Raw genomic sequence first — 13,740 nt, 5'->3', positions numbered from 1 at the left:
CCCCTTCCCTCGGCTCAGCCGAAGAAACTCGACCTTCACACCTTCCCCAGTACATGAAGGCCCCCTTCCTTGCGCCTAGCGCAAGGAAGGGGGCCTTCATGTACAACGCCACAGGTGACACGTAAGTGCTCAAGAGCGGGTTCGTTCTAACGACCCAAATCGCTCACGACGTCTTTTGTCGAGGCAACCGTGGCGAACCCGCCGCCGTGCAGGTTCGTCGCGGTCGCCTTGGCGAGTTCGGCGGCGGTGAGGACGCTCCCGTCCGGCCCGGCGAGGTCGAAGGTGAACGTCGCGTCGAGTGCGAAAGTGACGTCATAGCCGAGGTTCCCGCCGACGCGCGCGGTGGTCTCGCAGCAGAAGTTCGTCTGGATCCCGGCCAGTACGAACGAGGTGATGCCGCGGGTCTTCAGCCAGCCGTCGAGATCGACGTCGCCGTGGAAGGCCGAGTTGACCTTCTTGCCGAACACCAGATCCGCGCGCACGCCGTCGAGTTCCGGCTTGAAATGGTTGCCCTCCTGGCCGGGCCGAAGCGGGGAGCCGGGTTTCACGGAGTCGTGGTGCACCAGCACGATCGGCAGCCCGCGTTCCTGCCAGGCGTCGACGAGCGTCTTGATGTTGGCTTCCGCGCCAGGGTTGTCGCGGGGACCCCAGACGGGCTCGTCGAAGCCGCGCTGGACATCAATCACGAGCAGGGCCTTGGTTTCAGTGGTCATGACTTCGAGTCTCGTGTGTTCGCCGACGGCAAGGGAGTGGCAGAAGAAGCGCGATGCGGTACTTTCCTGCCATGCGCATCGTGGGTGTTCTCCTCCTGCCGGGCAGCCGGTCCTTCGATCTGGGCGTGATCGGCGAGGTCTGGGGTATCGACCGGACCGACAGCGGCATCGGCCCGTTCGAGGTCCGCCTGTGCTCGCCGGGCCGCACGCCGGTCGCCAGTCATCCGTTCGGGTTGATCGGGGCGACCCATGGGCTGAGCGGCCTGGCGGGCTGCGACCTCGTCGTCGCGCCCGGCCGGGTCGATCCGCACGCCGAGGTGCCCGCGGCCGCGCTCGCCGCACTGCGCAAGGCGCACCGGGCCGGGATCACCGTGGCTTCGCTGTGCTCCGGCGCCTTCACCCTGGCCGCCGCCGGGCTGCTCGACGGCCGCTCGGTCACCACGCATTGGCGGCTGCTGGACGACCTCGAAGCCGCCGCCCGCGACGCCGTCGTCCAGCGGGACGTCCTGTTCACCGACGAGGGTGACGTGCTGACGTCCGCCGGCGTGGTCGGCGGCCTTGACCTGTGCCTGCACCTGGTGCGGCGCGAGCACGGCGCCGAGGTCGCGGCGGCGCTCGCCCGCCGCCTCGTGATGCCGCCCGCGCGAGAAGGCGGACAGCGGCAGTACGTCGACAACCCGTTGCCGCCCAAGCCGTCACGGCCCAGTGTCTCGTCCACAATGGACTGGGCGCTGGCGCGGATCGCCGGTGACATCGGCGTCGACGACCTCGTCGGTCACGCCGGGCTGAGCGAGCGGACGTTCCACCGCGAGTTCGCGGCCGCCACCGGGGTGACCCCGGGGCGCTGGCTGCGCGCGCAACGGGTCCGGCTCGCACGCCGTCTGCTGGAGACGACCGAGCTGCCGGTGGAGCGGGTCGCGCAGCGGTCGGGGCTCGGCACCGCCGCCAACCTGCGGCGACGGCTGCGTGCCGAGGTGGGGGTCGGACCCGATTCGTATCGCCGGACGTTCCGTTCGGTTACCGTCGAAGCATGGCCGAGTACGAGCACATCCTCGTGAAGCGTGACGGCGACACCGTCACGATCACCATGAACCGCGCCGCGCGGCGGAACTCGCTGTCCGCGGACCACCTGGCCGAACTGCTCGCGGCGTTCCGCGAGGCGGGGGAGACCGACGCCACCGGGATCGTACTGGCGGGCGCCGGACCGGTGTTCTCGGCGGGACACGACTTCGGCGATGTCGCCGCGCGTGACCTGATGGGCGTACGCGAACTGCTGCGGCTGTGCACGGAGCTGATGGGCACGATGCAGTCGGTGCCGCAGATCGTCGTCGCGCGAGTGCACGGGCTCGCGACCGCGGCGGGCTGCCAGCTGGTGGCCTCGTGCGACCTCGCCGTCGCCGCCGAATCGGCCGGATTCGCCCTGCCCGGCGGCAAGGGCGGCTGGTTCTGCCACACCCCCGCGGTACCGGTGGCCAGGGCGATCGGGCGGAAACGGCTGATGGAACTGGCGCTCACCGGCGACGTCGTCGACGCGGCGACCGCGCTCGACTGGGGCCTGGTGAACCGCGTCGTCCCCGATGACGCGCTCGACGAGGCTGTCGCTTCCCTGCTGGAGCGGGCCACGCGGGGCAGCCGGGCGAGCAAGGCGTTGGGAAAGCAGACCCTGTACGCGCAGCTGGACCGGCCCGAAGCCGACGCCTACGCGCTGGCGCTGGAAGTGATGGCTTCGGCGTCGCAGCTGCCCGGGGCACGGGAGGGAATGGCGGCTTTCCTGGAGAAGCGCTCCCCGGTTTGGCCCGACTGACTCTCTTTCCGGATGTCATGAAAGGGTCTTTCAGGACACTATTCGTCCTGAAAGACCCTTTCATGACACGCGTTCGGACAGCAGCAGGAGCGTGTAGGCGGCCAGCGTCTGCGCGTCGGTGATGTCACCTGAAGCGATCATCTTCTCGAACTCGTCCCGCTCGAACCACGCCGTCCGCATGTCCTGCTCCTCGACCTCGCGCTGGGGCTCACCCTGCGTGAGGTCCGTGGCGAGGAAGACGCGCCCGCGCTGGCTCGACATGCCGGCGGCGACGTCGGTCAGGCCGAGGTCGGCCATCGACCCGGCGATCAGCCCGGTCTCCTCGCGTAGTTCGCGCGCGGCGAGTTCGGGCGGCGGGACGTCGGCGAGGTCGGGGGCGGTGCCCATCGGGAACTCCCAGCGTCGCAGGCCCAGTGGGTAGCGGAACTGCTCGACCAGGTGAAACCGGGCGCCGTCGAAGGGGATCACCACGGCGCAAGTGGGTTTGTCGATGACGGCGTAGATCCCCTCGGAACCATCGGGCCGCCGGACGGCGTCTTCGCGCACGGTCATCCACTTGTTCCGGTACACCTCGCGCGAGCTGACACGCTGAATGGGGTCCATGCGACCAGTATCGCGATGCTTGTCCTACCCTCGCGGGGTGCGCTTAGTGATCGCTCGTTGCCAGGTCGACTACGCCGGCCGTCTGACCGCCCATCTGCCGATGGCCACGCGGCTGTTGCTCGTGAAGGCCGACGGCTCGGTGTCCGTGCACTCGGACGACCGCGCCTACAAGCCGCTGAACTGGATGAGCCCGCCGTGCTGGCTGATCGAGGACGGCAAGCTGTGGATCGTCGAGAACAAGCAGGGGGAGAAGCTCGTCATCACGATCGACGAGATCTTCCACGACCACGCCCAGGAACTCGGCGCGGAACCAGGCCTGCAGAAAGACGGCGTCGAGGCGCACCTGCAGGAACTGCTGGCCGAGCACATCAAGACCCTCGGTGACGGCTACACCCTGGTTCGCCGCGAATTCCCGACCGCGATCGGGCCGGTCGACATCATGGCGCGCGACTCCGACGGCGGCAGTGTCGCCGTGGAGATCAAACGGCGCGGCGAGATCGACGGCGTCGAGCAGCTGACGCGGTATCTCGAACTGCTGAACCGCGATCCGCTGCTGGCGCCGGTGCAGGGCGTCTTCGCCGCGCAGCTCATCAAACCGCAGGCGCGTGTGCTGGCCGAGGACCGGGGGATCCGGTGTCTCACGCTGGACTACGACGCGCTCCGGGGGATCGAGTCGGACGAGTTCCGCCTCTTCTGACGGCGACCCACCCGACACCCCCGCAAGTAGTCCTCTAGTCGCGATCCTTGCACGCGCAACTACCGCAACTAGAGGACTACTTGCGGGGGTGTCGTGCTGAACAGCCGAGATCCAATTGAGTCCGTGATTATGTATCTGCATTCTTTCTCGCGCCACAGAATGCCCTAAAGGGCAGCGAGAAATTCACGAACCCGGCTTGGCTCGCAAAAGAACCAGCTGTTTCTGTGTCATTCGGGTGAACGCGGGATTCTTCAGTCTTGCGCTGTGCAACACTCGATTTCCGCGAGGGGTACCGCCGACAACCGGCGGTTTGCGGGGTGCAGGGGTGATGAGACATGGCTGATTCGGTGAAACGCGTCGATCTCGTTCTGGAAGGCGGCGGCGTCAAAGGTATCGGGCTGCTCGGCGCGGTGCTGGAGTTGCACGAAGCCGGGTACACGTTCCCGCGTATCGCCGGGACCAGTGCCGGAGCGATCGTCGCCACCCTGGTCGCCGCCTATCAGAAAGCCGGGAAGGATCTCGGTGGCCTGGAGGCGGTGATGAACGACCTGGACTGCCGCCGGTTCCAGGATCAGTCCCTGCTCGACCGGTTCGCCGGTCCGATCGGTGACGGCGTCGACCTGATTCTGCACGACGGAATGAACAGCGGCGACTATCTCGTCGAATGGCTCACCCCGTTGCTGGAAGAGGTCGAGGTGCGTACTTTCGCGGATCTCGCCATCGACGACCCCGAAAGTACTTTGCTTCCCTATCAACGGTATTCGCTTGTCGTCCACGTCAGTGATCTGACCCGCCGTGTGCTGGTCCGGTTGCCTTGGGATTATTCGCAGTACGGCCGCGATCCCGGCGAGGAGAAGGTCGTCGACGCCGTCCGCGCGTCGATGTCGATCCCGCTTTACTTCCGGCCCGTGCAGGTCGACGTCCGCCCGGAGGGCACCGTCACCTGGGTCGACGGCGGTCTGCTGTCGAACTTCCCGATCACCGTCTTCGACCGGACGGACTCGAAGGACCCCCGATGGCCGACGTGGGGCGTGAAGCTTTCCGGCGAACCGGCAGGCGGCAAGGACAAGCCGGTGAAGACCGCGTTGCGGATCGCCATCGGTTCGCTCGAAACCCTCATGTCGGACTGGAATCGTTACCGCCTGCACGAGGAGGGTGTTAACCGGCGGACGGTGTACGTCGATACGACCGGTGTTTCCGCCGTCGACTTCGGGCTCGGTGAAGAGGAGAAGAAACACCTCTTCGAAAACGGGCGGGAGGCCGCGCGGCGGTTCCTGGAACAGATTGTGCCGCAGTGAACTCGCCGGCGGTATTCCCGGTGGGTCGAGGGATAGGAGGATCCCATGCGTTATCGCCCGATCGGTAGTGACCCGGTGGATGATCGCCTCGGCCGGTTCGTCCCGGACGACTGGCGCCACGTCGAGCTCTATCCGCTGACCGCGCTGGCCGCCGAAGACCGGCCCACCCGGTCGCCGGTTGTCATCGGTGTCAACTGGTACAAGGAATTCGACGTCCCGGAGAAGGACGAGAAGTCCGGCGAATTCTTCGTCGCGAAGGGCGGCGCCAAAACGCTCACCCGGATCCGCGGCGGGCACTGTGTCTGCCTCGAACCCGGCGAATCGACCGACGGCGACAAGCAGTACGCGTTCTACGACCAGGGCCACGAAGGCGCCTGCGTCGGATTCGGCTGGTCGCGCTGCATGACGTTGTTCAACAGCGACCTCTACACCGCGAGGTGGCTGTGGGACCAGGCGAAGATCCGCGACGAATGGGACGAGACCAACCCGGGCGACAACAACGGCACTTCCGTCCGTGCGGCGGCCGAGGTCCTGCTCGCACTCGGCCACGTCGTCTGGTCGGACGCCTACGCGAACGACGACCACGTCAAACGCGCCGCCTACACGCCCGACGTGAAGAGCGGCCTCCAGGCGTACCGCTGGGCGAAGACCGTCGACGAGGTGCACGAGGTCCTCGGCAACCCGCGTGCCGACGAACTCGGCGCTGTCCCGTTCCTCAACTCGTGGGGCCCGAACTACCCGCATCGCACCTATCTGCCGGATGACGTCCTCGCCCGGTTGATCAAGGAGGACGGCGAAGTAGGCCTGCCCACGGACCGGTAAACCCCCACCGGTCACGGGAAAGGGTCGTCCTCGGCGAACCGCCGGGGGCGGCCCTTTTTCATCGCGGCCGGATGACTCCGGTCCCGGACAGGCGGCCACCCGCCGTCGCAGGACAGGAATTGTCAAGAACAGCCCCGAAACTGACACTTCCGGGCACACCGCGCCACTCACGCTGCCGCTCCTGAATCCATGCAGTATGGTCCGCGATTGACGCGATACCGGCGTTTCTCGTGGACATTTTCACTCTGGAGGTGGGTCGGTTGCACGTGCTGGCCGATGCGAACCTGCGGCTCGACGCCAGTCCCATCGACTACGTCCTGCTCGCCTTCTACTTCGCCCTGGTGCTCGGCATCGGGTACATGGCCCGGAAGTCGGTCTCGAGCAGCCTGGACTTCTTCCTCTCCGGCCGCTCCTTGCCTGCCTGGGTCACCGGTCTCGCCTTCATCTCGGCGAACCTCGGCGCGGTCGAGATCATGGGGATGTCGGCGAACGGCGTGCTTTACGGCCTGCCGACGGTCCACTACTTCTGGATCGGCGCGATCCCGGCGATGCTGTTCCTCGGCATCGTGATGATGCCGTTCTACTACGGCTCGAAGGTCCGCAGTGTCCCGGAGTTCATGCTCCGCCGGTTCGGCAAACCCGCCCATCTGGTCAACGGCATCAGTTTCGCGAGCGCGCAGATCCTCATCGCCGGCGCGAACCTGTTCCTGCTCGCCAGCGTGGTGAACCTCCTGCTCGGCTGGCCGCTGTGGGTGTCGATCATCGTCGCGGCCGCGGTCGTGCTCTCCTACACCGCGCTCGGTGGCCTGTCCGCCGCGATCTACAACGAGGTCCTGCAGTTCTTCGTGATCGTCGCGGCGCTGCTGCCGCTGACCATCGTCGGCCTGGTCAAGGTCGGCGGCTGGCAGGGACTGGTCGACAAGGTCACCGCGAGCCCCGGCGGCGACGCGCAACTGCACTCGTGGCCGGGTGACAACCTCACCGGCTTCGGCAACAGCTTCCTCTCGATCCTCGGCCTCGTCTTCGGTCTCGGTTTCGTGCTCTCGTTCGGTTACTGGACCACGAACTTCGTCGAAGTCCAGCGCGCCATGGCTTCCAAGAGCATGTCGGCCGCGCGGCGGACGCCGATCATCGGCGCGTTCCCGAAGATGTTCATCCCGTTCATCGTGATCATCCCCGGCATGATCGCCGCGGTCACCGTCTCCGAGTACGTCCAAGACAAGCAGGTCCTGCTCGACGGCGGCGAGGCGCCAAGCGGCGTCACCGCGAACAACGCGATCCTGCTGCTGATGCGCGATTTGCTGCCCAACGGCATGCTCGGCGTCGCACTCGCCGGTCTCCTCGCGTCGTTCATGGCCGGGATGGCCGCGAACCTGAGCTCCTTCAACACCGTCTTCACCTACGACATCTGGCAGTCGTACGTGAAGAAGAACGAGTCGGACGGCTACTACCTCCGCCTCGGCCGCCTGGTCACCGCGGTCGGCACGGTGCTGGCGATCGGCACCGCGTTCATCGCGTCGAACTCCGGGAACATCCTGACCTATCTGCAGGACCTGTTCTCCTTCTTCAACGCGCCGCTGTTCGCCACCTTCATCCTCGGCATGTTCTGGAAGCGGATGACGCCGACGGCGGGCTGGGTCGGCCTGGTCTCCGGTACCGCGTCCGCGATCACCGTGTGGCTGCTGTCGCAGACCGGGGTACTCGGGCTCACCGGGCAGGGCATCAGCTTCGTGGCCGCCGGTACGGCGTTCGCCGTCGACATCTTGGTGAGCGTCGCGGTTTCGCTGGCCACCGCGCCGAAGCCGGAATCGCAGCTGGTCGGTCTCGTCTACTCTCTGACCCCGCGTGAGTCGCTGAAGCACGACGACACCGGCGAGAACGCGGGCTGGTACCGCAAGCCGGGGCTGCTCGCCGGCATCGTGCTGATCCTGACCATCGCGCTCAACATCATCTTCTAGGAGGCCGGAGATGGCTGAGTCCAAGACGCCCAAGAAGGCGGGCGTATTCGACATCCGGCTGGTCATCGCCCTGCTCGTCGGCGGCTACGGGCTGGTGCTCACGATCATGGGCATCGGCTTCACCACCGAAGAAGAGCTGGCCAAGGCCGCCGGCGTCAACATCAACCTGTGGGCGGGCATCGGCATGCTGGTGTTCGGGCTGCTGTTCACGCTGTGGGCGAAGCTGCGCCCGATCGTGGTGCCGCCTTCGGCCGAGAGCGAGGGCGGCGAATAGCCGGGTTGTCCGGACAGCGTGACGGCGGTCCGGCTACCGTGCACGTCGTGCTGCTCAACGCTCGACGTCGCCGGATCGCGTCCGTGCTGGCCATGGTGGCCGCGCTCGGCGTGCTTTCCGCCTGCGGTCAGAACCTCGGCAAGTCCAACTTCGCCCGTACCACCGCCGCCGCGGAAGCCGGTTCCGGTGGCGAAGTGCCGAGCGGGGACATCAACGACCCGGCCGTCACACCCGCAGTGCTGCGCACGATCGATCCGTGCCCGCTGGTGAGCAAGGACGTGCTGAGCAGCCTCGGCACTCCGAAGGACGACCCGAGCCCGTCGCTCACCTCGTTCGGCTCCTGCCGCGCGAAGGTCACCGACGCCGGCGGCAAGGAGTTCTCCGTCAGCGTCGAAATCGGCGCGTCGACCTACGTCTCCACCCAGGGCGCGACCATCACGGCGCTGGAGGGCCTTCCGCAGATCGAGCGGAAGAGCAAGGACGGCAAGAGCTGTGACGTCGGCATCATGACGTTGCGCAAACCCGAGCGCGGGATCGACTTCTCGGTCACCTATGACGGCGGCGATCCCTGCGCGGCCGGTCGCACGGTGGCGGCGAAGGCAGTGAAGAGCCTGCACGCGTCACCGGCGAAGTACCCCTCGACCGCGGGCACGCTGACCGCCGTCGACCCGTGCACCGCCGCGGACAAAGCCGTGCTCACCGAGGTGGTGCCGCACGGCGCGACCATGCTGACCAGCTTCCACTCCTGCGACTGGACCCCTGGCTCCAACCCGCGGATCTCGATCGGCTTCCGCTACGGCCTCCCGCCCGAGGTACGCGACGGCAGCAAGAAGATCGACATCGAGGGCGTCACGGCCTATCAGAAGGCAGGCTCCGGCAGCACCGCCGAGTGCAAGATCGAGTGGCAGCACAAGCCGTGGGTCGACGACGAGGTCGAGATCGCCAGCGTGATCTACCAGAACTACGACGAGAAGAAAGATGAAGCGGCGTCCTGCGAGAAGGCCGGCAAGATCGCCAAGTCGGTGATCTCGAAGCTGCCGAAGCCCTGACGCTGGCGGCATCCGGCCGGGCGAGGTAGGAAGGGGACACCTCACCCGCCGACGTGCCGGAGACCGCCATGAAGAAGATCATCAACGACCCGAAGACGGTGGTCGCGGAATCCCTGCGCGGGCTCGCCGCCGCACACGCGGATGTGCTGCGCGTGGAGGACGATCCGGCGATCGTGGTGCGGGTGGACGCACCCGTCGAGGGCAAGGTCGCGGTGATCTCCGGCGGCGGCTCCGGCCACGAACCACTGCACGGCGGCTTCGTCGGCAAGGGCATGCTGGCCGCCGCCGTCCCCGGCCCGGTGTTCACCTCGCCGACGCCGGATGCCGTCGAGGCCGCGGTCAAGGCCACCACCGGTGCCGCGGGCGCGCTGCTGATCGTCAAGAACTACACCGGTGACGTGCTCAACTTCGAGACCGCCGGTGAACTCGCCGCCGCCGAGGGGCTGGACGTGCGCAGCGTGGTCATCGACGACGACGTCGCGGTCAAGGATTCGACGTACACCGCCGGTCGTCGTGGTGTCGGTGGCACCGTGCTGCTGGAGAAGATCACCGGTGCCGCCGCCGAGCGCGGCGACTCGCTCGACGCGGTGGAGACCCTGGCGCGCAAGGTGATCGGCCAGGTGCGCTCGATCGGGGTCGCGCTCACCGCGCCGACCGTGCCGCACGCGGGCGAGCCCAGTTTCGACCTCGCCGACGACGAGATCGAGTTCGGCATCGGGATCCACGGCGAACCCGGTATCGAGCGGATCCCCATCGTGTCCGCCGACGAACTCGTCGCACGCCTGGTCGAAGCGGTGGTGACGGACCTCCCCTTCGGCGAAGGCGACAAGGTGCTGCTGTTCACGAACTCGATGGGTGGCACCCCGCTGGTCGAGCTGTACCTGGCGCACGGGATCGCCGAGCGGCTGCTGGCCGAGCGTGGGATCGTGGTCGAGCGGCGCCTGGTGGGGCCGTACATCACCAGCCTCGAAATGCAGGGGATGAGCCTGACTTTGCTGGAACTGGACGACGAGCTGACCGAGTTGTGGGACGCGCCGGTGAACACCCCGGCACTGAGGTGGGGAGTCTGATGGCCTGCACCGCCGAAACGCTCGCCGACGCCTTGCGGGCGGCGGCCGCGGTGATCGCCGAGCACCGAGCCGAGCTGATTGACCTCGACCGTGCGATCGGCGACGCCGACCACGGCGAGAACCTGGACCGCGGGTTCACCGCCATCGTGTCCGCTTTGGACACCGCGACCCCCGAAACCCCGGCCGCGGTGGTGAAACTCGCCGCCACGACGTTGATCTCGAAGGTCGGCGGCGCGGCGGGGCCGTTGTACGGCACGGCTTTCCTTCGCGCGTCGGTCAAACTGGGTGACGCGGCCGAAGTGGACGGTCCGCTGCTCGTCGAGGCACTGCGCGCGGCGCTCGAAGGGGTGCAGGCGCGCGGCAAGGCCGTCGGGGGAGACGCGACCATGGTCGACGCGCTGATCCCCGCCGTGTCCGCCGCCGAGGAAGCCGTCGGCGGGGATATCGCCGCGATCCTGACCGCCGCCGCCGACGCCGCGGACAAGGGCGCCGAGTCCACAGTGGACCTCGTTCCGCGCAAGGGGCGGGCGTCCTACCTCGGGGAACGGGCGAAGGGCCATCTCGATCCCGGTGCACGCTCGACGGCACTGCTGCTGCGCGCGTTCGCGGAGGCCGCCAAGTGAGCGTCGGCATCGTACTCGTCTCTCACAGCGCCAAGATCGCCGAAGGGCTGGCCGAACTCGCCGCGCAGATGGCGCCGGACGTCACCATCGTGGCGGCAGGCGGGCTGGCCGAAGGCGGGATCGGGACGGACTACGACGAGGTCGTCGCGGCGACGCAGCGTGCCGATTCGGGCTCGGGTGTGGTCCTGCTCTACGACCTCGGCAGCGCGCAGATGACCGCGGATCTCGCCGTCGAATCGCTCGCCGACCCGTCGGCGGGCGTGGTGGTGGACGCGCCGCTCGTCGAGGGCGCGATCGCCGCGGCCGTCGCGGCACAGGGCGGGGCCGGGCGCGAGGCCGTCGCCGAAGCCGCCGCGTCGGCCGGTGCCCCGCCGGACCTCACGTTCGACGCCGGCACGCAGGACGGCGAAAGCAGTGTCGAACTCACGTTGCGGAACGAAGTCGGCCTGCACGCGCGGCCGGCCGCGGTGCTGGTCCGGAGCCTCTCTGGGCTGGACGCCGAGGTCACCGTGCGGCTCGGCGACGAGACCGCGGACGCCAACAGCGTGCTCGCGTTGATGGCTCTCGGCGCACGTCAGGGCGACCGGATCGAGGTCCGCGCCCGGGGCACGCAGGCCGAGGACGCCCTCGCGAAGGTCAAGGATCTGGTCGACCGGAACTTCGGCGAGTGAGACACCACTGACTCGATTAGGAGGGTGACAGCCGCTGCTTTCCGCGCCCCGGCATGGCACGATCGGAGAAACTACCGACGAGTAACCTCCGGAGGCCGGTTGTGGCGCGGGAAATCTCGAGTGTGGGAGTCATCGGTCTCGGCACCATGGGTGCCGGGATCGCCGAGGTACTCGCGCGGAGCGGCGTGTCCGTGGTCGCGGTGGAGATCGACGACGAGGGTGTGGCGAGGGGCCGGGGTCATCTGGAGCATTCGACCGAACGGGCGGTGACGGGTGACAAACTCGACGCCGACGGCCGGACGGTGTTGCTGAGCCGGATCCGGTACACCACGTCACTGGCCGAACTTTCCGAGGTGGATCTGGTGATCGAGGCGATCCCGGAGAACCTCGAAGCCAAATCCGACGTCTTCACCCAGCTGGACAAGATCACCGGGCCGGACACCATCTTCGTGTCCAACACGTCTTCGCTGTCGATCACCGAGATCGGCGTGCGGACCGCGCGGCCGGGCAAGGTCGTCGGGATGCATTTCTTCAACCCGGCGCCGATCCTCAAACTGGTCGAGATCGTGCGCACCGTCGTCACCGAGCCGGACGTGATCACCGACGTCGTCGCGTTCGCCGAACGCCTCGGCAAGACGCCGGTGGTGATCGGCGACCGTGCCGGGTTCATCGCGAACGCGCTGCTGTTCGGCTACCTCAACCACGCCGTGCGGATGTACGAGCAGCGCTACGCCACCCGTGAGGATCTGGACGCGGCAATGCGGTTCGGCTGCGGATATCCCATGGGGCCCTTGGCTTTGCTGGATCTCATCGGGCTGGACACAGCGTACGAGATCCTCGACACGATGTATCACCAGTCCCGCAACCGGCTCCACGCGCCTGCTCCGCTGCTCAAGCAGATGATCACCGCCGGGCAGCGCGGGCGGAAGACCGCCCGCGGCTTCTATTCCTACGACGAAGCCGATTCGCCAACGGTGACCGACGCGGTCAAGGCGTCCACAGTGGAGGGTGCCGCGCCGCGTGAGGTGCGCAAGGTCGGCGTCGTCGGAACCGGGACCATGGCGACCGGGATCGTCGAGGTGTTCGCGAAACGCGGCTTCGAGGTCATCCTGCGGGCGCGGAGTGCCGAAAAGGCGGCAGTGTCGGTCGCGCGGGTGAAGAAGTCGCTCGACAAGGCCGTCGTCAAGGGCAAACTGTCCGAAGGGGACGCCGTCGCCGCACTCGGCCGGATCACGCCCGCGGTGGAGTTCGATGAACTCGCCGACGTAGACCTCGTCGTCGAGGCGGTGGCCGAGGACCTGGTCGTCAAACAGGCCGTCTTCGCCGCTCTCGACGACGTCGTGAAACCGGGCGCGGTACTCGCGACGACCACTTCGTCACTGCCGGTCATCGAATGCGCGGCCGCCACCTCGCGGCCGTCCGACGTCGTCGGCCTGCACTTCTTCAATCCGGCGCCGCTGATGAAACTGGTCGAGGTCGTCTCGACCATCGCCACCGCGCCCGACGTCATCGCGACCGCGGACGCCGTCTGCGCGGCGGTGGGCAAGCACCCCGTGCACTGCGGCGACCGGGCGGGCTTCATCGTCAACGCGCTGCTGTTCCCGTACCTGAACGACGCGGTGAAGATGCTCGAAGCCCACTACGCGGGCGCCGACGACATCGACACGGCCATGAAGGTGGGCTGCGGACTGCCGATGGGCCCGTTCGAACTGCTCGACGTCGTCGGGCTGGACGTCTCGCTGGCGATCCAGCGGACGTTGTTCAACGAGTTCCGCGAAGAAGGCTTCGCGCCCGCGCCGCTGCTGGAGCACCTCGTGACCGCCGGACGGCTGGGACGGAAGACCGGGAAGGGCTTCAAAGACTACTCGGCGAGGTAGGCCACCTTCGCCGCCGCTCTCGCTGCCCAGGTCCGTGAAGCCCTCCTTCCCTACTGGCGTAGCTGCTTCTGCCAGGTAGGCCCTTCTTCGCGAGCTTCAAGGGGTATTCGCGCGTGGATACTGGACCGGTCGTCGGAGCCGACCGTGCCCTGAGCGTCCATAATGGACACGTTGCTCGTGTGAAGTACAGGAAGGCCCCCTTCCTTGCGCTAGGCGCAAGGAAGGGGGCCTTCATGTACTTCCGGAAGGTGTGAAGGTCGAGTTTCTTCGGCTGAGCCGCG

Annotated in this window: 14 protein-coding genes; 12 read left to right on the top strand and 2 right to left on the bottom strand. The window is 67.5% G+C overall.

The genetic code is table 11. From position 1 onward, the window contains the following. Nucleotides 1-146 precede the first annotated feature (146 nt). A complete protein-coding gene (locus AB0M65_RS35115; RefSeq protein ID WP_364037772.1) occupies nucleotides 147-713 on the bottom strand; it encodes a cysteine hydrolase family protein in 567 nt (188 codons plus the stop codon). 71 nt (nucleotides 714-784) lie between these two features. Between AB0M65_RS35115 and AB0M65_RS35110 the strand changes: the two genes are divergently transcribed. Further along, on the top strand, nucleotides 785-1,771 hold the full coding sequence (locus tag AB0M65_RS35110) for a helix-turn-helix domain-containing protein (protein ID WP_364037770.1): 987 nt from the start codon (nucleotides 785-787) through the stop codon (nucleotides 1,769-1,771). Continuing rightward, a complete protein-coding gene (locus AB0M65_RS35105) occupies nucleotides 1,744-2,517 on the top strand; it encodes an enoyl-CoA hydratase-related protein (RefSeq protein WP_364037767.1) in 774 nt (257 codons plus the stop codon). The genes AB0M65_RS35110 and AB0M65_RS35105 overlap by 28 nt, the downstream gene beginning before the upstream one ends. 60 nt (nucleotides 2,518-2,577) lie before the next feature. On the opposite strand, the gene AB0M65_RS35100 is transcribed toward AB0M65_RS35105, so the two are convergent. Next, nucleotides 2,578-3,120, bottom strand: coding sequence for an NUDIX hydrolase (locus AB0M65_RS35100; RefSeq protein WP_364037764.1), 543 nt, complete (start codon nucleotides 3,118-3,120; stop codon nucleotides 2,578-2,580). 37 nt (nucleotides 3,121-3,157) lie between these two features. Between AB0M65_RS35100 and nucS the strand changes: the two genes are divergently transcribed. The 10 genes from nucS to AB0M65_RS35050 all read left to right on the top strand — a co-directional run bounded on the left by nucS (nucleotide 3,158) and on the right by AB0M65_RS35050 (nucleotide 13,459). After that, nucleotides 3,158-3,817, top strand: a complete 660-nt coding sequence (gene nucS, locus AB0M65_RS35095; RefSeq protein WP_364037761.1) for an endonuclease NucS — start codon at nucleotides 3,158-3,160, stop codon at nucleotides 3,815-3,817. A 335-nt stretch (nucleotides 3,818-4,152) separates the two neighbouring features. Further along, nucleotides 4,153-5,115, top strand: a complete 963-nt coding sequence (locus AB0M65_RS35090; protein ID WP_364037758.1) for a patatin-like phospholipase family protein — start codon at nucleotides 4,153-4,155, stop codon at nucleotides 5,113-5,115. 45 nt (nucleotides 5,116-5,160) lie between these two features. Continuing rightward, nucleotides 5,161-5,937 (top strand): hypothetical protein, encoded by a 777-nt coding sequence (locus tag AB0M65_RS35085; RefSeq protein ID WP_364037755.1) that lies wholly within the window; start codon nucleotides 5,161-5,163, stop codon nucleotides 5,935-5,937. 260 nt (nucleotides 5,938-6,197) lie between these two features. Continuing rightward, nucleotides 6,198-7,895, top strand: a complete 1,698-nt coding sequence (locus AB0M65_RS35080; protein ID WP_364037775.1) for a sodium:solute symporter family protein — start codon at nucleotides 6,198-6,200, stop codon at nucleotides 7,893-7,895. 10 nt (nucleotides 7,896-7,905) lie between these two features. Continuing rightward, entirely contained in the window at nucleotides 7,906-8,169 is a 264-nt protein-coding gene (locus tag AB0M65_RS35075; RefSeq protein WP_364037752.1) for a hypothetical protein, read from the top strand. A 47-nt stretch (nucleotides 8,170-8,216) separates the two neighbouring features. After that, nucleotides 8,217-9,218, top strand: a complete 1,002-nt coding sequence (locus tag AB0M65_RS35070) for a DUF3558 domain-containing protein (protein WP_364037749.1) — start codon at nucleotides 8,217-8,219, stop codon at nucleotides 9,216-9,218. A gap of 68 nt (nucleotides 9,219-9,286) precedes the next feature. After that, complete coding sequence (gene dhaK / locus AB0M65_RS35065) at nucleotides 9,287-10,288, top strand: dihydroxyacetone kinase subunit DhaK (protein ID WP_364037746.1); 1,002 nt, start codon at nucleotides 9,287-9,289, stop codon at nucleotides 10,286-10,288. Beyond that, complete coding sequence (gene dhaL, locus AB0M65_RS35060; RefSeq protein WP_364037743.1) at nucleotides 10,288-10,911, top strand: dihydroxyacetone kinase subunit DhaL; 624 nt, start codon at nucleotides 10,288-10,290, stop codon at nucleotides 10,909-10,911. The genes dhaK and dhaL overlap by 1 nt, the downstream gene beginning before the upstream one ends. Then, entirely contained in the window at nucleotides 10,908-11,582 is a 675-nt protein-coding gene (gene dhaM / locus AB0M65_RS35055) for a dihydroxyacetone kinase phosphoryl donor subunit DhaM (protein ID WP_364037740.1), read from the top strand. The genes dhaL and dhaM overlap by 4 nt, the downstream gene beginning before the upstream one ends. 101 nt (nucleotides 11,583-11,683) lie before the next feature. Further along, on the top strand, nucleotides 11,684-13,459 hold the full coding sequence (locus AB0M65_RS35050) for a 3-hydroxybutyryl-CoA dehydrogenase (protein WP_364037737.1): 1,776 nt from the start codon (nucleotides 11,684-11,686) through the stop codon (nucleotides 13,457-13,459). Nucleotides 13,460-13,740 lie beyond the last annotated feature (281 nt).

The organism is Amycolatopsis sp. NPDC051071, from assembly GCF_040682875.1.
In the GTDB taxonomy this organism is placed as follows: domain Bacteria; phylum Actinomycetota; class Actinomycetes; order Mycobacteriales; family Pseudonocardiaceae; genus Amycolatopsis.
Note: the sequence above shows the minus strand (reverse complement) of the source record. Positions and strands in the feature narration are given on the sequence as shown.